Here is a 19,296-nt window from a genome sequence, read left to right as displayed (position 1 = left end):
TTGATGAGGGCGAAGAAAACGCCCATCTCCACACCCCAGACGGTGTGGGTTAGTTTCATTTAAAAGAAGCCACCGCAGGACTATGACTGGTCCCCTGCGGCCCTCTTGGTCACCCGGCGATATCGCGAATGGCGATCTCGCTCATGATGCGTTCCAGCACCTGTTCGATGGACAATTCCGTGGAATCCAGCTGTATGGCGTCAGCCGCCGGTTTGAGCGGGGCTACCGCTCGCTGGGTGTCACGCTCATCGCGTGCACGTATCTCATCTAGCAGACTCGACAGACTAACACCCTCGACTTTGCCCTTCAACTGCAAATATCGACGGCGTGCCCGCTCCTCGGCACTGGCGGTCAGGAAAATCTTCAGCGGTGCGTCCGGAAAAACCACCGTTCCCATGTCGCGACCATCCGCCACCAGGCCCGGCGCTTCCTGAAAAGCACGTTGGCGCTGCAGCAGCGCCTCACGTACAGCCGGCAGCGCAGCCACTTGGGAGGCACCGGAGCCGACGCTTTCGGTGCGAATGACGTCGCTGACTTCATCGCCTTCCAGAATGATTCGCTGCAACTGACCTTCGGTCGCTGCAATGAACTGAACATCCAGATGAGCGGCAAGTTTCTTCAGCAATTCTTCGTTGGTCAGATCGACGCCATGGTTATGGGCAGCGAACGCCAGCAGTCGGTACAACGCACCGGAGTCCAGCAGATTCCAGCCCAGACGTTTGGCCAGAATCCCGGCTACCGTGCCTTTGCCCGAACCGCTTGGCCCATCGATGGTGATGACCGGTGCAATGCTGATCACGACTGTGCCTCTTGCGCAACGCGGATGCCGACCTGCGCGCACAGCGCGAGGAAGTTGGGGAACGAGGTCGCGACGTTGGCGCAATCATGGATGCGGATCGGGGCTGTAGCGCGCAGCGAAGCAACGCTGAAGGCCATCGCAATCCGGTGGTCGCCGTGACCATGCACTTCGCCGCCGCCGATCGAGCCACCGTCAATGATGATGCCATCCGGGGTCGGCTCGCACTTGACGCCCAGCGCCAGCAAGCCATCGGCCATGACCTGGATACGGTCCGACTCCTTGACCCGCAGCTCTTCTGCGCCGGTCAGCACGGTACGCCCTTCGGCGCAGGCTGCCGCCACGAACAGCACCGGGAATTCGTCGATCGCCAAGGGCACCAGCGCTTCGGGAATCTCGATACCCTTGAGTTTAGCTGCCCGTACGCGCAGGTCGGCTACCGGTTCGCCACCCACTTCACGCTGGTTTTCCAGCGTGATGTCGGCGCCCATCAGACGCAGGATGTCGATGACACCAGTGCGGGTCGGGTTGATGCCGACGTGCTCCAGCACCAGCTCCGAACCTTCGGCGATCGATGCAGCCACCAGGAAGAAAGCCGACGAAGAGATGTCGCCCGGCACTTCGATATGAGTGGCCGTCAGTTTGTTGCCGGATTCGACCGACGCGGTTGCACCGTCGACGCTGACCGGGTAACCGAAGCCACGCAGCATGCGTTCGGTGTGATCGCGGGTCGGCGCAGGCTCGGTCACAGTGGTTTTGCCTTCGGCATACAGACCGGCCAATAGCAGGCAGGATTTAACCTGAGCACTGGCCATCGGCATGGTGTAGGTCAGGCCTTTGAGCTTGTGACCACCACGAATGATCATCGGTGGACGACCTTCAGCGGCGGTCTCGATCACCGCACCCATTTCACGCAGTGGATTGGCCACGCGATTCATCGGGCGCTTGGACAGCGAGGCGTCGCCGGTCAGGGTGCTGTCGAAGCTCTGCGCAGCCAGCAGGCCGGACAGCAGACGCATCGAAGTGCCGGAGTTGCCCAGATAGATCGGGCCCGGCGCAGGCTTCAGGCCATGCAGGCCGACACCGTGAATGGTCACGCGACCGTGGTGCGGACCTTCGATCACGACGCCCATGTCACGAAACGCCTGCAAGGTCGCCAGGGCGTCTTCGCCCTCAAGGAAACCTTCGACTTCGGTGACGCCTTCAGCCAGGGAGCCAAGCATGATCGAACGGTGGGAAATCGATTTGTCACCTGGTACGCGAATCCGACCGGACAGGCGGCCACCAGGTTGAGCCAGGAAAATCAGATCGTTGGAATTCATAGCGTCCACATAGGCCCTGCGGGCCAGGATTTTACTGAAATGCTCGCGGGCAACCCGGGCGCGAGTGAAAACGCCCAATAATTGGTGCCCATCCCCTGCATCGACCGCGTCGCGCAAGGCGTCGAGGTCGCTGCGAAATGTATCGAGTGTGCGCAGGACAGCTTCGCGGTTGGCGAGGAAGATGTCGTGCCACATGACCGGGTCGCTTCCGGCGATTCTTGTGAAATCGCGGAAACCGCCCGCAGCGTAACGGAAGATCTCAAGATTTTCATTGCGCTTGGCCAGTGAATCGACCAAACCGAACGCCAGCAAGTGCGGCAGATGACTGGTCGCCGCGAGGACTTCGTCGTGACGTTCGACCTGCATGTGTTCGACATCGGCACCCAGCTCGCGCCACAAGCGGTCGACCACCGCCAACGCTGCCGGATCGGTTTGATCCAGTGGCGTCAGAATGACTTTATGGCGACGGAACAACTCGGCATTGGAGGCTTCCACCCCGCTCTGCTCGGAACCGGCAATCGGATGCCCGGGCACGAAGTTCGCCGGCATGCCGCCAAATGCCTCAGTCGCTGCGCGCACAACATTACCCTTGGCGCTGCCGACGTCGGTCAAAACCGCCTTACCCAGATCCATGCCAGCCAACCGGCCAAGCATTTTTTCCATGGCCAGAATCGGCACCGCCAACTGAATGACATCGGCGCCCTGACAAGCAACAGCCAGATCTTCTTCGCAGCGATCCACCACACCCAGCTCAACAGCCAACAGGCGCGACTGCGGATCGAGATCGACCCCCACCACTTCGCGGCACAGGCCACTTTCACGCAGCCCCTTGGCAAACGAACCGCCGATCAACCCCAGACCGACCACCACCAGGCGCCCGATCATAGGTTCAGCAGATTGCGGTGCTGTGACATCAACCACGAGCCAGAACCTTGGTCAGCGCGTCAAGGAAGCGGCTGTTTTCCGCCGGCAAACCAATGGTGACGCGCAAATGGTTCGGCATGCCGTAGTTGGCCACCGGACGCACGATCACGCCTTCGCGCAGCAAGCCCTGGAAGACCGGAGCCGCCTCACGCGCCAGATCCACGCAAATGAAATTGCCCTTGGACGGAATCCAGCCCAGCCCCAGCTCGCGAAAACCTGCTTCCAGTTGCTGCATGCCGGATTCGTTGAGGCGACGGCTTTCCGCCAGGTACTGATCGTCCTTCAACGCCGCACAAGCAGCGGCCTGGGCCAAGCTGTTGACGTTGAATGGCTGACGCACGCGATTCAATACATCGGCGACCACAGCGGTGGACAAGCCGTAACCCACACGCAGCGCAGCCAGGCCGTATGCCTTGGAGAACGTGCGCGAAACCAGCAGGTTTGGATAGGCCGCCAGGAAGTCGAGACCGTCCGGCAGGTCGCTGCCTTCGGCGTACTCGATGTAGGCCTCATCCAGCACCACCAGCACATGTTCCGGCACGTCCTGCAGGAATTCGTCCAGCGCCTCGGCGCCAAACCAGGTCCCGGTCGGGTTGTTCGGGTTGGCAATGAAGACTACGCGGGTTTCGGCATCGATCGCCGCCAACATGGCAGGCAAATCATGCCCCCACTCCTTGGCCGGAATCACTTTGGCTTGAGCGCCTACAGCCTGAGTCGCGATCGGATAAACCGCGAATGCGTGTTCACTGAACACGGCATTCAGGCCCGGCGCCAGGTAGGCGCGCGCGACCAGCTCGAGAATGTCGTTGGAACCGTTACCCAGGGTCACCTGGTTCAGCTCGACGCGGCACTGTTCAGCCAACAAGGTCTTGAGCGCAAAACCATTGCCGTCCGGATAGCGGGTCAGCTCGGCCAGCTCTTCGCGAATGGCTGCCAATGCCTTGGGGCTGGCACCCAACGGGTTTTCGTTGCTCGCCAGTTTGACGATGCTGGCCGGATCGAGATCCAGCTCACGCGCCAGTTCGTCCACGGGTTTGCCCGGAACGTAAGGCGAAAGTTGTTGCACGCCCGGCTGTGCCAGAGCGAGGAAATTGCCACTCATTGCTACCGCCCCTTAGAGAACTGCTTTCGGGTAGGAACCCAGCACTTTGAGTGCCACTGCTTCCTGACTGATCTTTTCCAGCACACCTTTGACCAGCGGGTCGCGGTGGTGGCCGACGAAGTCGATGAAGAACACGTAGGTCCATTTACCGCTGCGCGAAGGACGAGTCTCGATCCGCGTCAGATCGATACCGTTATCGTGGAATGGCACCAGCAACTCGTGCAACGCGCCCGGCTTGTTGCTCATCGAAACGATGATGGACGTTTTGTCGTCGCCGGTCGGTGGCACTTCCTGATTACCGATCATCAGGAAGCGTGTGGAGTTGTCCGGGCGATCCTCGATCTTCTCGGCCAATCGGGTCAGACCGTACAGGCCCGCCGCCATATCGCCGGCAATCGCCGCCGAGTTCCACTCACCTTTGACCCGCTTGGCCGCTTCGGCGTTGCTGGACACCGCCACGCGCTCGACATTCGGGTAATGGGCGTCCAGCCATTTGCGGCACTGGGCCAGGGACTGGGCGTGGGAATAGATGCGGCTGATGCTGTCGGTCTTGGTGTTTTCGCCCACCAACAGGTGATGGTGGATGCGCAACTCGACTTCGCCGCAGATCACCATGTCATGCTCGAGGAAGCTGTCGAGGGTGTGGTTGACCGCGCCTTCGGTGGAGTTTTCCACCGGGACCACACCAAAATTCACCGCACCGGCCGCCACTTCGCGGAACACTTCGTCGATCGCCGCCATCGGCTTGCTGATCACGGCGTGACCGAAATGCTTCATGGCCGCCGCTTGGGTAAAGGTGCCTTCAGGACCGAGGTACGCCACTTTCAGCGGCTGCTCGAGCGCCAGGCACGAAGACATGATTTCGCGGAACAGCCGCGCCATCTCTTCGTTGCCCAACGGCCCCTGATTGCGCTCCATAACTCGTTTGAGCACCTGAGCTTCACGCTCAGGACGATAGAACACCGGCACTTCGCCTTCGGCCAGCGAGGCCATCTTTACCCGCGCAACTTCCTGGGCGCAGCGTGCGCGCTCACTGATCAGCTCCAGGACTTTGGTGTCCAGAGCATCAATGCGAACGCGCAGTGCCTTGAGTTCTTGCTCAGACATTAGCCATGTTCCTTCTCGAACTCTGCCATGTACGAAACCAGTGCGTTGACCGCAACGATGTCGACGGCGTTATAGATGGAGGCGCGCATGCCACCCACGGAGCGGTGACCCTTGAGGTTCAGCAGTCCGCGCTCGTCGGCACCGGCCAGGAACGGCTTGTCCAGACGGTCGTCCGCGAGGCGGAACGGCACGTTCATCCACGAACGGTCCGGCTCATTGATCGGGTTGCTGTAGAGGCCGCTGGCGTCAATGAAGTCGTAAAGCGTGCGCTTTTTCACTTCATTGAGCTTGCCGATGGCTTCGACACCACCCTGCTCCTTCAGCCATTCGAACACCAGGCCGGACAGGTACCAGGCCAGGGTCGGCGGCGTGTTGTACATCGAGCCGTTATCGGCCGCGACCTTGTAGTTGAGCATGGTCGGGCAGATGGAACGCGCGTGACCCAGCAGGTCTTCGCGAACGATGTTGACCACGATGCCGCTCGGGCCGATGTTTTTCTGGGCGCCGGCGTAGATCATGCCGAAACGCGAAACATCCACCGGGCGCGACAGGATGTCCGAAGACATGTCGGCTACCAGCGGAACGTCGCCGGTTTCCGGGATCCACTGGAATTCCAGGCCGCCGATGGTTTCGTTCGGCGCGTAATGAACGTAGGCCGCGTCTTTCGACAGCTTCCATTCGTTCTGGCCGGGAATGGCGAAATAGTCGTAAGGCTTGGCGGTGGCAGCCACATTGACATTGCCGAAGCGCGAAGCTTCTTCGATCGCTTTCTGCGACCAGATACCGGTGTCGATATAGTCGGCAGAGCCGTTTTCCGGCAGCAGGTTCAGAGGGATCTGAGCGAACTGCTGGCTGGCGCCACCTTGCAGGAACAGCACTTTATAGTTCGAGGGGATATTCAGCAGATCACGCAGATCCTGCTCGGCCTTGGTGGCGATGGACACGAACTCATCACTGCGATGGCTCATTTCCATGACCGACAGGCCCTTGCCGTGCCAGTCAAGGAGTTCACCCTGGGCGCGCTTCAGGACAGCTTCGGGAAGCGCCGCAGGACCGGCACAGAAGTTATAGGCTCTCTTGCTCACATCCAATCTCGCTCTGATTTGGTGGTATCACGCAATAAATCTGTAAACACTGAAACCCTGTAGGAGCTGTCGAGTGAAACGAGGCTGCGATCTTTCCCGATCCCCATGAAGCAAGATCAAAAGATCGCAGCCTCGTTTCACTCGACAGCTCCTACAGGTCCTACATTCAAACGGGAGAAACAAGAAGGGGGCGAATTTTCATCCGCCCCCTGTTTACCCGCTTACTCTTGTGGTTCTTCGTCAGCGGCGGCGTCGAGCTGTTGGTCTTCGACAGCGTCGTCGATCACAACTTCACCCTCGAACACGGCACCCTCTTCGCCTTCCAGCTCTTCGCCTTCGACTTCCGACGGTTCCTGAACCCGTTCCAGCCCGACCAGCGTTTCGTCGCTGGCCAGTTTGATCAGGGTCACGCCCTGGGTGTTACGACCCAGGCTGGACACTTCGTCGACACGGGTACGTACCAGCGTGCCCTGGTCGGAAATCAGCATGATTTCTTCGCCATCAAGCACCTGGACCGCGCCGACCAGACGGCCGTTACGGTCGTTGCTGACCATGGCGATAACGCCTTGACCGCCACGTTTGTACTCAGGGAACTCGGTGATCGCGGTGCGCTTGCCGAAGCCACGCGCCGAAGCGGTGAGGATCTGGCTGCCTTCTTCCGGGATCAGCATGGAAATCAGCTTCTGGCCTTCTGGCAGACGCATGCCGCGGACACCGCGAGCGGTACGGCCCATGGCGCGAACGTCAGTTTCCTTGAAACGGGTAACCTTGCCGCCATCGGAGAACAGCATGACTTCGCGCTCGCCATCGGTAATGGCGGCAGAGATCAGTACGTCGCCTTCGTCCAGTTCCAGCGCGATCAGACCGACGCTGCGTTGACGGCTGAAGGATTCCAGCGGGGTCTTCTTCACAGTGCCTTTGGCAGTGGCCATGAAGATGAAGTGACCTTCGGTGTATTCCTCGACCGGCAGCATGGTGGTGATGTATTCATCACTGTCCAGCGGCAGCAGGTTGACCAGCGGACGACCACGGGCAGCGCGGGACGCTTCCGGAATTTCGTAGGTTTTCAGCCAGTACACTTTGCCTTTGCTGGAGAACAGCAGCAGCGTGGTGTGGCTGTTGGCGACCAGCAGGTGAGCAATGTAGTCCTCATCCTTCACACCGGTAGCCGATTTGCCTTTACCGCCACGACGCTGAGCCTGGTACGCAGCCAATGGCTGGGTCTTGGCGTAGCCACCGTGGGAAATGGTCACGACGCGCTCTTCTTCCGGGATCATGTCACCCAGGGTCAGGTCCAGACGCGCATCGAGAATCTCGGTGCGACGCACGTCGCCGTACTCGGCGCGGATCACTTCCAGCTCTTCGCGGATCACTTCCATCAGGCGCGTGGCGCTGCTGAGGATGCGGATCAGTTCGCCGATCTGGTTGAGGATCTCTTGATACTCGGCCAGCAGCTTTTCGTGTTCCAGACCGGTCAGACGGTGCAGACGCAGTTCCAGAATGGCTTGTGCCTGTTCCGGGGATAGGAAGTACTTGCCCTCGCGCAGACCGTATTGCGGGTCCAGGGTCTCCGGACGGCAAGAATCGGCACCGGCACGCTCGACCATCGCCACTACGGCGGAGGATTCCCAGGCCGTGCTGATCAGCGCTTCCTTGGCTTCCGACGGGGTTGGCGAGGCCTTGATCAGGGCGATGACCGGGTCGATGTTCGACAGGGCAACCGCTTGACCTTCAAGAATGTGGCCACGTTCGCGGGCTTTACGCAGCTCGAACACGGTACGGCGGGTAACGACTTCGCGACGGTGGCGAACGAACGCTTCCAGCAGGTCCTTGAGGTTCAGGATCCGCGGACGGCCATCGATCAGCGCAACGATGTTGATACCGAATACTGCTTGCAGCTGGGTCTGGGCGTAGAGATTGTTGAGGATGACCTCAGGCACTTCGCCGCGACGCAGCTCGATCACGACGCGCATACCGTCCTTGTCGGACTCGTCGCGCAGTTCGGTGATGCCTTCCAGCTTCTTCTCTTTAACCAGCTCGGCGATCTTCTCGATCAGACGCGCCTTGTTCAGCTGGTATGGGAGTTCGGTGATGACGATCTGCTGGCGGCCACCGACCTTGTCGATGTCTTCGATCATCGAGCGGGCGCGCATGTAAATGCGGCCACGACCGGTGCGGTAGGCTTCGATGATGCCGGCACGACCGTTGATGATCGCCGCGGTCGGGAAGTCCGGACCCGGGATGTATTGCATCAGCTCGTCGACAGTCAGCTCGGGATTGTCGATGAGCGCCAGGCAACCGTCGATGACTTCACCGAGGTTGTGCGGCGGAATGTTGGTCGCCATGCCCACGGCGATACCGCTGGAGCCGTTGACGAGCAAGTTGGGAATACGGGTTGGCATGACCGCCGGGATCATTTCGGTGCCGTCGTAGTTCGGCACCCAGTCCACGGTTTCTTTATGCAGGTCAGCCAGCAGTTCGTGCGCCAACTTGGTCATGCGCACTTCGGTGTATCGCATGGCCGCGGCGTTGTCGCCGTCCACGGAACCGAAGTTGCCCTGACCGTCTACCAGCAGGTAGCGCAAAGAGAATGGCTGCGCCATCCGAACGATGGTGTCGTACACCGCGGTATCACCGTGCGGGTGATACTTACCGATCACGTCACCGACAACACGGGCAGATTTCTTGTACGGCTTGTTGAAGTCGTTGCCCAGCTCGCTCATCGCGAACAGCACACGCCGGTGCACGGGCTTCAAGCCATCGCGCGCATCCGGCAGTGCCCGCCCGACAATTACGCTCATCGCGTAGTCGAGGTAGGACTGCTTCAGCTCGTCTTCGATATTGACCGGGAGGATTTCTTTGGCCAGTTCGCCCATGAGAAGCCTGATTCCTTTTTCTGGTGAAACTTCGTCATATCCATATGGGACCAACGAAGCTCGTCGCTACAGGCTGAGTGCCATGCACCGACTTACGACAAATCAACGAGTTATGCCATGGATCTGCGCAGTACAGGTTGCCACTTCGGGCAACCCTGGAAACCGCCGGATGTTATCACAAGAGCCGCCACGCACCTATCCCCCTGACGCGCATGGAGAGTAGTTAGTTGACCGGTGACAGGCTTGAAGGGGACGAGAGAAGCTTAGAGCTTCTTTGAATGCAGATATGAGGCTTGGCTTGCGGATGTTTATTGACTTTTAAGGCCCCATCGCTGGCAAGCCAGCTCCTACAGGATTAGTGGCGGGCGCAAAACCTGTGGGAGCTGGCTTGCCAGCGATGGGGACCTTTCAGACACAACATCCCTTTAATGCAGACGCTTACGGCACATCAACTGCGCCATTTTCGCAGTGTCCGGGCGCTCGACGATGCCTTTTTCGGTGACGATCGCATCAATCAGGTCCGCCGGGGTCACGTCAAACACGGGATTGAACGCATCGACATCCGCCCCGACTCGCTTGCCGCCAACGTCCAGCAGTTCGCGACCATCACGCTCTTCAATCGGGATGTCGTCGCCACTGGCCAGGTGCATGTCGATGGTCGAGCTCGGCGCGACAACCATGAAGCGCACGCCGTGGTGCATGGCGTTGACTGCCAATTGATAGGTGCCGATTTTGTTCGCCACGTCGCCATTGGCGGTGATCCGGTCAGCGCCGACGATCACCCAGGTAATGCCCTTGGTCTTCATGATGTGGGCGGCAGCGGAGTCGGCATTGAGGGTCACGGGAATGCCCTCGTTGGCCAGTTCCCACGCGGTCAACCGCGAACCCTGCAGCCATGGACGGGTCTCGTCGGCGTACACGCGCTCGATCATGCCCTCGATGAACGCACCGCGGATCACCCCCAGCGCCGTACCGAAGCCGCCGGTGGCCAGTGCGCCGGTATTGCAGTGGGTCAGAATGGTCTGGGCATTGCCCTGGTGTTTGCGGATCAGGTCGACACCCAACTGCGCCATGGTCAGGTTGGCTTCGCGATCACTTTCGTGAATGGCGATAGCCTCGGCCTCCAGCGCCGTCAGCGGATCGGCATTTTCTTTCAGGCGATCAAGTCGGTCGTGCATGCGGCCTAGCGCCCAGAACAGGTTGACTGCTGTCGGACGGGAATCGGCCAGCAGCGCGAAATCCTCTTCCAGCGCCGCGTACCAGTCGCCACCCTCGGCAATTCGCTCACGGGCTGCCAGCACAATGCCGTAAGCCGCACTGATACCAATGGCCGGGGCGCCACGCACCACCATCGAGCGAATGGCCTCTGCCACGCCGGCTGCGCTGGTGTAGGCAATCCAGGTTTCCTCGAACGGCAAAATACGCTGATCCAGCAGATACAGGGCACCATCACGCCAATCGATGGCCTTAACCTTTTCCGCAGCCAACAGTCGATCGCGCATCCCACACCCCGTACTCAGTAACAAAGCCGCCGATTATAGCGAGCCCCCCGCGAAGACGCTCGGGTATACTTCGCCATCCTTTACAAAAGCACTGGAACCAACCTTCGATGCCGAACACTGCCGCTGCGCTCGACCTGTTATTACTGCCGACCTGGCTGGTACCCGTCGAACCCGCTGGTGTTGTCCTCAAAGAACATGGCGTGGGCATCCGTGATGGACGCATCGTGTTTATCGGCCCACGTTCCGCTGCCCTGAAGCTTAACGCAACCGAAATTCGCGAATTGCCTGACGTGCTGCTCAGCCCCGGCCTGATCAACGCCCATGGTCACGCGGCGATGAGCCTGTTCCGCGGGCTGGCCGATGACCTGCCGCTGATGACCTGGCTGGAAAACCATATCTGGCCCGCTGAAGCCAAATGGGTCGACGAGGATTTCGTGCGCGATGGCACGGACCTGGCCATCGCCGAGCAGCTCAAGGGCGGTATCACCTGCTTTTCCGACATGTATTTTTTCCCGAAGATCGCCAGCGAACGCGTGCACAACGCCGGCATCCGTGCGCAGATCGCCATTCCGATCCTCGACTTCCCGATCCCGGGCGCCAGCAGCGCGGACGAAGCCATTCGTCAGGGCGTCGAGTTGTTCGGCGATCTCAAGCATCACGAACGCATCAAGATCACCTTCGGCCCCCACGCGCCTTACACCGTGGGCGATGAGAACCTGGAAAAAATCCGTGTGATCGCCGAAGAGCTAGACGCGTCGATCCATATGCACGTGCACGAAACCGCATTCGAAGTGCAGCAGTCGGTCGAACAACGCGGCGAACGTCCGTTGGCCCGTCTTGCGCGCCTTGGCCTGCTGGGGCCGCGCTTCCAGGCGGTTCATATGACCCAGGTCAGCGAAGAAGACCTGGCGCTGCTGGTAGAAAGCAACACCCATGTGATTCATTGCCCGGAGTCGAACCTGAAGCTCGCCAGCGGTTTCTGTCCGGTCGAGCGTATGTGGCAGGCCGGGGTCAATGTCGCGGTTGGCACTGATGGTGCGGCCAGCAACAATGACCTCGACCTGCTGGGGGAAACCCGCACCGCTGCCCTGCTGGCCAAGGCCGTCGCCGGTTCCGCCACGGCACTGGACGCCCACCGCGCCCTGCGCATGGCCACCCTCAACGGCGCCCGGGCGCTGGGGATCGAGGCCGACGTCGGCTCGCTGGAAATCGGCAAGGCTGCGGACATCGTGGCGTTCGATCTTTCCGGCCTGGCCCAGCAACCGGTGTACGACCCGGTATCGCAGCTTATATACGCCACCGGCCGGGATTGCGTGAAACACCTTTGGGTCGCCGGCAAACAATTGCTCGATGACCGTCGCCTGACGCGCATGGATGAACAGCAACTCAGCGCCACCGCCAAGGCCTGGGGCCAGCGCATCAGCGGCCGTACCGAATCGTAAGCCCCCCGGACCAACCCCGGGGCAACAGGATTTTTCAAGTTTTTCGAGGACTTAAACCATGAGCAACGTCGACTACGCCGAAATCGCCAAATTCGAGGCCCTGGCCCATCGCTGGTGGGACCGTGAGAGCGAATTCAAACCGCTGCACGACATCAACCCGCTGCGGGTCAACTGGATTGACGAACGGGTCAACCTGGCCGGCAAGAAAGTCCTCGACGTCGGTTGTGGCGGCGGTATCCTCAGCGAAGCCATGGCTCAGCGCGGCGCGACCGTAATGGGCATCGACATGGGCGAAGCGCCGCTGGCGGTCGCGCGTTTGCATCAGCTGGAATCCGGCGTGAGCGTCGAATACCGACAGATCACCGCTGAAGCCCTGGCCGAGGAAATGCCCGAGCAGTTCGACGTGGTCACCTGCCTGGAAATGCTCGAACACGTGCCGGACCCATCTTCGGTGATCCGCGCCTGCTTCCGCATGGTCAAGCCCGGCGGCCAGGTGTTCTTCTCGACCATCAACCGCAACCCGAAGGCGTACCTGTTCGCCATCGTCGGCGCCGAATACATCATGAAGCTGTTGCCGCGCGGCACCCACGACTTCAAGAAATTCATCCGCCCTTCCGAGCTCGGCGCCTGGAGCCGCATGGCCGGCCTGACCGTCAAGGACATCATCGGCCTGACGTACAACCCACTGACCAAGCATTACAAACTGGCGGCCGACGTGGACGTCAACTACATGATCCAGACCCTGCGCGAGGAGTAAGTCGATGCCTATCAGAGCAGTTCTTTTCGACATGGACGGCACCCTGCTCGACACCGCGCCGGACTTCATCGCGATTTGCCAGGCGATGCTTGCCGACCGCGGCTTGCCGCCGATCAACGATAAACACATCCGCGACGAGATCTCCGGCGGCGCCAAGGCGATGGTTGCAGCGACCTTCGCCATGGACCCGGAGTCCCCTGGTTTCGAAGAGTTGCGCCTGGAATTCCTGGAGCGCTATCTCGTGGGTTGCGCCGTTCACAGCAAGCTGTTCGACGGCATGGGCGAACTGCTGGCGGACATCGAAAAGGCCAACCTGATCTGGGGCGTGGTCACCAACAAGCCGCTGCGCTTCGCCGAGCCGATCATGCAACAACTGGGGCTGGCCGAGCGCTCGGCGCTGTTGATCTGCCCGGATCATGTGAAGAACAGCAAACCAGACCCCGAGCCGCTGATCCTCGCCTGCAAGATGCTCGACCTGGATCCGGCCAGCGTGCTGTTCGTGGGCGATGACCTGCGTGATATCGAGTCGGGTCGCGATGCCGGCACCAAGACCGCTGCGGTGACCTTCGGTTATATCCATCCGGACGATAACCCGCGGCATTGGGGTGCGGACGTGGTGGTCGACCATCCGCTGGAGTTGCGCAAGGTTTTGGATAGCGCCCTCTGTAGCTGCTGAGCCGGGCACGTGCTTTTGTGGCGAGGGAGCTTGCTCCCGCTGGGCCGCGAAGCGGCCCCTTTACCTGGCATGCGCAGTCCTATGCACTGCGATTAAAAGATTACGACTGCTTCGCAGCCGAGCGGGAGCAAGCTCCCTCGCCACAGGTACGATGCAGGTCTTTGATGAGGTTTCTTTATGTTTGATTATTCCGCCCGCCCCGAGCTGCTCAAGGACCGGGTCATTCTGGTGACCGGTGCCGGTCGCGGCATCGGCGCTGCCGCTGCAAAAACCTATGCTGCGCACGGTGCAACCGTTCTGCTGCTGGGCAAGACCGAAGCCAACCTGACCCAGGTCTACGACGAAATCGAAGCGGCCGGCCATCCACAACCGGCCGTCATCCCGTTCAACCTCGAAACTGCCCTGCCCCATCAGTACGATGAACTGGCCGCGATGATCGAAACCGAGTTCGGCCACCTCGACGGTTTGCTGCACAACGCCTCGATCATTGGCCCGCGCACACCAATCGAACAGCTCTCCGGCGAAAACTTCATGCGCGTGATGCAAGTCAACGTCAACGCGATGTTCATGCTCACCAGCACGCTGTTGCCGCTGCTCAAGCTGTCCCAGGATGCCTCGGTGGTGTTCACCTCCAGCAGTGTCGGGCGCAAAGGGCGTGCGTATTGGGGCGCTTACGGCGTTTCAAAATTCGCCACCGAAGGCCTGATGCAAACCCTGGCCGACGAAGTCGACACTGTGGCGCCGGTTCGCTCCAACAGCATCAACCCGGGCGCAACCCGCACCAGCATGCGCGCCCAGGCTTATCCTGGGGAAAACCCACTGAACAACCCGACGCCCGAAGAGATCATGCCGGTCTACCTGTACCTGATGGGTCCGGACAGTACCGGCGTCAACGGCCAGGCTTTTAACGCTCAATAACTGCCGTGTGTCGCTTTCCCTGTTGCGCCGATTCTCGTCGCAGCAGGGAAAGACCGCTGAATGACTGTCCCTTCTTGTCAAAAAACTGTCGAAAAGACCTTGGCAGACCTTTAGGTCTTTGTACATCCAATTGATTTAGTTAGCAGTTTATTCGTCTGAACCGAATGGCACGACTTTCGCTCTAAGTTTGCTCAGACACGCAATGTGATGGCAGGTGGGCGAAGCTTGAGTTGATAGGTTACTCGCTATCAGCAAAAGCAGATTAGACTTGTACGAAATGTCCTACGGGACTGACGGACCAGTACGACGCGCAGCCCAAAGCCGCTCTCACCCTGCTTGTAAGACAGTCTTACTGCCTAGGGGCGCACGCCTTATGAAACCACCTTCCCAGACCAACGCAATTGACTTTGATAGCGCCAAATTGCAACGCCTGGGCTTTGGTCAACAGCCTCCCTTTCTGGAAAGGCCAGTCAGCCTTGCGCACCTGCGTCAACAACTTGGCTTGCAACTGCAAACCAGCCTTGAACCGCAGCGTATCCTCGGTATTTTCTTTCGCGAAGTTCAGCGCAGGGTGCCGCTGGACGCCTTGAGTTACCAGCACACCAGCAGTGACCTGCGCCTGGAGCTCGGTCAACGCGGCCACCACTCCCTCAGCTATAGCCTGAGCCATGAGGGCGAACATTTGGGTGAGCTGGTTTTTCGTCGCAATCAGCGCTTCAACGAAGAGGAACAGGCCAATCTGGAGTCCCTGTTGGCAGCGTTGCTCTATCCGATGCGTAACAGCCTTCTGTATCGCGCCGCGACCCAAAGCGCATTACGTGACCCGCTGACGGACACCGGCAACCGCATCGCCATGGATCAGACGCTGCAACGGGAAATCGAACTTTCCCGTCGCCACTTGCACCCCCTGTCGGTGCTGATGCTGGACATCGATCATTTCAAGCAAATCAACGACACCTACGGACACAGTGCCGGCGACCAAGTGCTCAAGGCCGTTGCCGCCTCAATCAAGAGCCAGCTGCGTAACGTGGACATGGTGTTTCGCTATGGCGGCGAAGAGTTCCTGATCCTGCTGTCCAACACCACCCGCGAAGCTGCGGCGATGGTCGGTGAGCGACTGAGGTTTGCAACGCAGACTGCGGATTACTCGGTCGACGGCCATTCGATTGAACTGACCGTCAGCCTCGGCTGCTCGACCTTGCTACCGGGCGAGTCTGCCGACAGCCTGTTGCGACGTGCTGACAGTGCGATGTACGTGGCCAAGCGCGAGGGGCGCAATCGGTTGGCCATGGCGGGCTGAACCCTTCGCCACAACGCAAAACAATGCGGGAGCGAACCTGCTCGCGATGACGGAACATCAGTTGGTATCCATACCGTCTGATACACCGCTATCGCGAGCAAGCTTGCTCCCACAGGTTTACTGCAAGATTGTTAAATCAGCTTTCTGCCAACGCCATTCGCTCGTGTACGACCGGTGCTTTTTCCGCGTGTTCCAACTGCATGCAGCGCTCAAGAAACAGGTACATGTAGTCGTAGCTCTTGCACACGGCCATGCGTAATTCCGCCTGCAAGGATGCGCTCGGACTCGTACCAGCCAATGTGCAGATGATTTCCAGGGCTTCCCAGGGATGGGCATCGTCATACTGGGCATGCATCTTCAGCCACTTCATCGCCCGCTTGCGATCTTCCTCGGGAAACGACGCCGCATAGACGCCATTGGAACAGACTACGGCCGACCACTCACCGGTAGCCCCTTCAATGGCGTAGTTGGTGGCGGCAATGGCAACGATCAGCGAATCCGACGAACTGGTGTGCCAACACCAATGGCTCAAGGCGTGAAGTTCAGGGGCAACCTGTTGCACCTGCAACTCTTCCAGGCTGACCCCATGCGCTCGGCTCCAGTGCACCCAATAATCGGCGTGGTTCAATTCGACGCGAATGTTGCGCATCAGCCACCGACGCGCCATGTCCTCGCCGGGATGACGGGCAAAACGGGTCTTGGTGAGGTTTTGTGCCATATACAACGCGAACTGTTCGACCACCGGCCAGCCACCGATCAGGTAGTGGCGCATGGTCTTCGCACTGAGTTTGTTGTCTCGCATGCGCTGATACAGTTCATGTTCGACAACCCGGCGCTTGCTCTCGCTGCAATCCTGAATCAGGCGCTGGGCCCAGTCGGGATAACTTGCAGCTTCCATGAGGGGTCCGGTCCTGTTGAATGTGTCTATCACTGTCGAGCTCCTTTTGATGGTGATTTTCAGGATCGGCGAGAGACTTCAACGGAACGTGCCAGGCGCCTTGAACAGCAAAGGCTGAGGCCTGGCAGGACGACTTTGTAAACTGTCGCAGGTAAACGGATGCGGGTGTTCAATCACATACCCTTGAGCGTAATCCACCCCGATCTCCAGCAATGCCTGCTCAATCTGGGGCGTTTCAACAAACTCGGCAATCGTACGCTTACCCATGACATGCCCGATGTGATTGATCACTTCGACCATGGCGCGGTTAATCGGGTCGTCCAGCATATCCTTTACGAAACTCCCGTCGATCTTCAGGAAGTCTACAGGCAAATGTTTCAGGTACGCGAACGAGGACATTCCGGCACAAAAGTCGTCAAGCGAAAAATGGCAACCCAAGCCTTTGAGTTCATTAATGAATCTGATTGCGCTGGGAAGATTTGAAATTGCGCTGGTTTCAGTAATTTCAAAACAAATCATTTCAGGCGGAATCGAGTACGCAATGAACTGTTCCCGCAGGAAGTCCAGAAACGCCTCGTCTCCTATCGTCGCGCCTGACAGATTAATCGCACACATGGCCAGCGGCCCCTGGCGCTGCTCGGCCCGGCACTGGGCGATGACCTTGAACACGTTCTCCACGACCCAGCGGTCGAGTGAACTCATCAGTCCATAGCGCTCGGCAGCGGGAATGAAACTGTCGGGCAGAATCATGCGCCCGGTCTCATCATGCAAACGCAGCAAAATCTCGATATGCCCGCCGTCCTTGTCGACGTGACCCAGCGGTACGATTTCCTGGGCATAGAGGCAGAAGCGGTCGTCTTCCAATGCCAGGTGCAGGCGCTGCACCCAGGCCATTTCGCCGAAACGCAGGGACAGTTCAGAGTCGTCCGGGTGATAGACCTGAACCCGGTTACGACCCTTTTCCTTGGCCATGTAGCAGGCCATGTCGGCGCTGCGAAGCGAGGCCTCCAGCGTGGTCGGATTCTGCGCAATATGCACCAGCCCGATACTCACGGTCGTTACAAAGGGCCGACCTTTCCAGACAAAGTGCAGGTTTTGCACGGTCTGGCGCAGGCCCTCGGCAATTTTTTCCGCAGCTTCCAACGAACAGTTTTCCAGCAAGATGCCGAATTCGTCACCGCCGAGGCGGGCCAGGGTATCGCCTTCGCGCAACCCGGATTGCAACAGCGCGCAAATGTGTCGCAACAGTTCATCGCCCGCCGCGTGCCCGCAGGTGTCGTTGACCAGCTTGAACTGATCGAGATCGAGGAACATCAGGGCATGGCGCCCTGCGTACCGCGTCAGATTGTGCAGCGCCTGCTCCAGTCGATACTCGAACTCGCGACGATTGGCGAGCCCGGTCAGCGCATCATGGGTGGCCTGCCAGGACAGATTGGCGATGTACTGCCGCTCCTGGGTCATGTCGTGCAACACCAACACCGTCCCGCTGACCTTGCCGGCATTGCGGATCGGCGCGCCCACCAGCGTGACCGACACCGTGCTGCCGTCCAGGCGCTGGATCACCTTGGAATGCTTACTGCCTCCGCTGAGCTGGCCGCTCAAGATGTGCTCGATCAACGTAAAGCCATCGGCCTGGGCATTTTCATCCAGCAGGTTGAACAACGCCGCCAGCGGCAAGCCCGTCGCCTGCTCGGCTTTCCAGTGGGTCAGCGCCTCGGCGGCCGGGTTCATGTAAGCGATAGCGCCCGAGACATCCGTGGTGATGACCCCGTCGCCAATCGATTGCAGTGTGATCTGCGCCCGCTCCTTCTCCATTTGCAGCGCATCGGCGAAGGCGTGGCGTTGCTTGAGCAGTTTATGGGTACGCATCAGTGCCAGCACGATCAAGCCCAGCGCGGTGGCCAGGTTTGTCCCCAGCAACAGGCGAAGTATCATCCGCGAGCCTTCACCCAACGCGTCGCTGAAGGCTTTTGCCACAGGCGTAACGCCTTCGTTGATGGCGAGAATCTGTTCTTTCCAGCGTTGGATATCGGCGTGCGTTGCCTGATTGGCGATGATGCCCTGATGCATCTCCCGGGCAACCTCATCGAGCCGGACCAGATAGGAGTCTCCGAAGGCCCAGAGTTCGATGGCTTTCTCGAGATAACTGAAATGGCGGAAGTTGAGGTACAGCCAGACCAGACTGGAAACGTCGTCGGGATGGTTGCCACCCTTGAGGATGGCTATCCGCGCAGCTTCGATGTCCGGCGGTTGATGGTCCAGCGCCATCCGCAACTCGTGGCCTCCCTGAGGCACCGAAATGACGGTCTGGTACTTGCGGAAAATCGCCTCGTCACGGCTGTCGCCATAGAGGTTCAGGTAATAGATCGCGTCTTTCTGGCCCTTGGACCAAAAGCTTTCACCGGCAACATAACCACGCACCGCCGACAGTACATAAAGGCTCACGCCGCCCAACAGGGCCTGAAACAACACGACGGCGATAAATGGCCAGACGATGCCCAACAACCGCGGCGTTCCGAGTGTCCGTGCTTGATTCATGAGGTCCCTTGTTTTTTAGCACCGCTTGCTCGCCATCCTGACGAAATCGCTAC

General features: G+C 59.6%; 14 protein-coding genes. 5 read left to right on the top strand and 9 right to left on the bottom strand.

The features are described 5' to 3' along the window. Positions 1 to 109: 109 nt before the first annotated feature. From cmk to mtnA, 7 genes are all read right to left on the bottom strand, one after another. Positions 110 to 799, bottom strand: coding sequence for a (d)CMP kinase (gene cmk / locus CKW19_RS03850; RefSeq protein ID WP_095056671.1), 690 nt, complete (start codon positions 797 to 799; stop codon positions 110 to 112). After that, a complete protein-coding gene (locus CKW19_RS03845) occupies positions 796 to 3,003 on the bottom strand; it encodes a bifunctional prephenate dehydrogenase/3-phosphoshikimate 1-carboxyvinyltransferase (RefSeq protein WP_256580294.1) in 2,208 nt (735 codons plus the stop codon). The genes cmk and CKW19_RS03845 overlap by 4 nt, the downstream gene beginning before the upstream one ends. 28 nt (positions 3,004 to 3,031) lie before the next feature. Further along, positions 3,032 to 4,144, bottom strand: a complete 1,113-nt coding sequence (gene hisC, locus CKW19_RS03840; RefSeq protein ID WP_095056669.1) for a histidinol-phosphate transaminase — start codon at positions 4,142 to 4,144, stop codon at positions 3,032 to 3,034. A 12-nt stretch (positions 4,145 to 4,156) separates the two neighbouring features. Further along, positions 4,157 to 5,251 (bottom strand): prephenate dehydratase, encoded by a 1,095-nt coding sequence (gene pheA / locus CKW19_RS03835; protein WP_027620100.1) that lies wholly within the window; start codon positions 5,249 to 5,251, stop codon positions 4,157 to 4,159. Beyond that, complete coding sequence (serC, locus tag CKW19_RS03830; protein ID WP_095056668.1) at positions 5,251 to 6,336, bottom strand: 3-phosphoserine/phosphohydroxythreonine transaminase; 1,086 nt, start codon at positions 6,334 to 6,336, stop codon at positions 5,251 to 5,253. The genes pheA and serC overlap by 1 nt, the downstream gene beginning before the upstream one ends. A gap of 221 nt (positions 6,337 to 6,557) precedes the next feature. Then, positions 6,558 to 9,212, bottom strand: a complete 2,655-nt coding sequence (gyrA, locus tag CKW19_RS03825; RefSeq protein ID WP_095056667.1) for a DNA gyrase subunit A — start codon at positions 9,210 to 9,212, stop codon at positions 6,558 to 6,560. Between the two features lie 425 nt (positions 9,213 to 9,637). Continuing rightward, on the bottom strand, positions 9,638 to 10,714 hold the full coding sequence (gene mtnA / locus CKW19_RS03820; RefSeq protein WP_095056666.1) for an S-methyl-5-thioribose-1-phosphate isomerase: 1,077 nt from the start codon (positions 10,712 to 10,714) through the stop codon (positions 9,638 to 9,640). 107 nt (positions 10,715 to 10,821) lie between these two features. Here mtnA and CKW19_RS03815 point away from each other — a divergent pair, with 107 nt between their 5' ends. The 5 genes from CKW19_RS03815 to CKW19_RS03795 all read left to right on the top strand — a co-directional run bounded on the left by CKW19_RS03815 (position 10,822) and on the right by CKW19_RS03795 (position 15,807). After that, the gene (locus tag CKW19_RS03815) at positions 10,822 to 12,156 is read left to right on the top strand and encodes a TRZ/ATZ family hydrolase (protein WP_095056665.1); all 1,335 of its coding nucleotides are present in this window, start codon (positions 10,822 to 10,824) and stop codon (positions 12,154 to 12,156) included. A gap of 58 nt (positions 12,157 to 12,214) precedes the next feature. Further along, complete coding sequence (gene ubiG / locus CKW19_RS03810; protein ID WP_095056664.1) at positions 12,215 to 12,913, top strand: bifunctional 2-polyprenyl-6-hydroxyphenol methylase/3-demethylubiquinol 3-O-methyltransferase UbiG; 699 nt, start codon at positions 12,215 to 12,217, stop codon at positions 12,911 to 12,913. A 4-nt stretch (positions 12,914 to 12,917) separates the two neighbouring features. Further along, positions 12,918 to 13,589: an N-acetylmuramic acid 6-phosphate phosphatase MupP gene (mupP, locus tag CKW19_RS03805; RefSeq protein ID WP_095056663.1), complete on the top strand. Its 672-nt coding sequence runs from the start codon at positions 12,918 to 12,920 to the stop codon at positions 13,587 to 13,589. A 177-nt stretch (positions 13,590 to 13,766) separates the two neighbouring features. Next, on the top strand, positions 13,767 to 14,507 hold the full coding sequence (locus CKW19_RS03800; RefSeq protein WP_095056662.1) for a YciK family oxidoreductase: 741 nt from the start codon (positions 13,767 to 13,769) through the stop codon (positions 14,505 to 14,507). Between the two features lie 373 nt (positions 14,508 to 14,880). Then, entirely contained in the window at positions 14,881 to 15,807 is a 927-nt protein-coding gene (locus tag CKW19_RS03795) for a GGDEF domain-containing protein (RefSeq protein ID WP_095056661.1), read from the top strand. Positions 15,808 to 15,943: 136 nt separating this feature from the next. Here CKW19_RS03795 and CKW19_RS03790 read toward each other — a convergent pair whose 3' ends face one another. Together CKW19_RS03790 and CKW19_RS03785 are read right to left on the bottom strand one after the other, a co-directional pair. Then, entirely contained in the window at positions 15,944 to 16,705 is a 762-nt protein-coding gene (locus CKW19_RS03790; protein ID WP_371856316.1) for a TenA family transcriptional regulator, read from the bottom strand. A gap of 78 nt (positions 16,706 to 16,783) precedes the next feature. Continuing rightward, positions 16,784 to 19,243 (bottom strand): EAL domain-containing protein, encoded by a 2,460-nt coding sequence (locus CKW19_RS03785; RefSeq protein WP_095056659.1) that lies wholly within the window; start codon positions 19,241 to 19,243, stop codon positions 16,784 to 16,786. Positions 19,244 to 19,296 lie beyond the last annotated feature (53 nt).

Source organism: Pseudomonas sp. Irchel s3f7, assembly GCF_900187615.1.
Taxonomy (GTDB): domain Bacteria; phylum Pseudomonadota; class Gammaproteobacteria; order Pseudomonadales; family Pseudomonadaceae; genus Aquipseudomonas.
This window is presented reverse-complemented; position numbering and strand designations above follow the sequence as displayed.

Bases quoted from the DNA above. Each gene is read 5' to 3' on its own strand.
- CKW19_RS03845 (WP_256580294.1), bottom strand. From the start codon at position 3,003: ATGATCGGGCGCCTGGTGGTGGTCGGTCTGGGGTTGATCGGCGGTTCG.
- hisC (WP_095056669.1), bottom strand. From the start codon at position 4,144: ATGAGTGGCAATTTCCTCGCTCTGGCACAGCCGGGCGTGCAACAACTT.
- pheA (WP_027620100.1), bottom strand. From the start codon at position 5,251: ATGTCTGAGCAAGAACTCAAGGCACTGCGCGTTCGCATTGATGCTCTG.
- gyrA (WP_095056667.1), bottom strand. From the start codon at position 9,212: ATGGGCGAACTGGCCAAAGAAATCCTCCCGGTCAATATCGAAGACGAG.
- mtnA (WP_095056666.1), bottom strand. From the start codon at position 10,714: ATGCGCGATCGACTGTTGGCTGCGGAAAAGGTTAAGGCCATCGATTGG.
- CKW19_RS03815 (WP_095056665.1), top strand. From the start codon at position 10,822: ATGCCGAACACTGCCGCTGCGCTCGACCTGTTATTACTGCCGACCTGG.
- ubiG (WP_095056664.1), top strand. From the start codon at position 12,215: ATGAGCAACGTCGACTACGCCGAAATCGCCAAATTCGAGGCCCTGGCC.
- mupP (WP_095056663.1), top strand. From the start codon at position 12,918: ATGCCTATCAGAGCAGTTCTTTTCGACATGGACGGCACCCTGCTCGAC.
- CKW19_RS03800 (WP_095056662.1), top strand. From the start codon at position 13,767: ATGTTTGATTATTCCGCCCGCCCCGAGCTGCTCAAGGACCGGGTCATT.
- CKW19_RS03795 (WP_095056661.1), top strand. From the start codon at position 14,881: ATGAAACCACCTTCCCAGACCAACGCAATTGACTTTGATAGCGCCAAA.
- CKW19_RS03790 (WP_371856316.1), bottom strand. From the start codon at position 16,705: ATGGAAGCTGCAAGTTATCCCGACTGGGCCCAGCGCCTGATTCAGGAT.
- CKW19_RS03785 (WP_095056659.1), bottom strand. From the start codon at position 19,243: ATGAATCAAGCACGGACACTCGGAACGCCGCGGTTGTTGGGCATCGTC.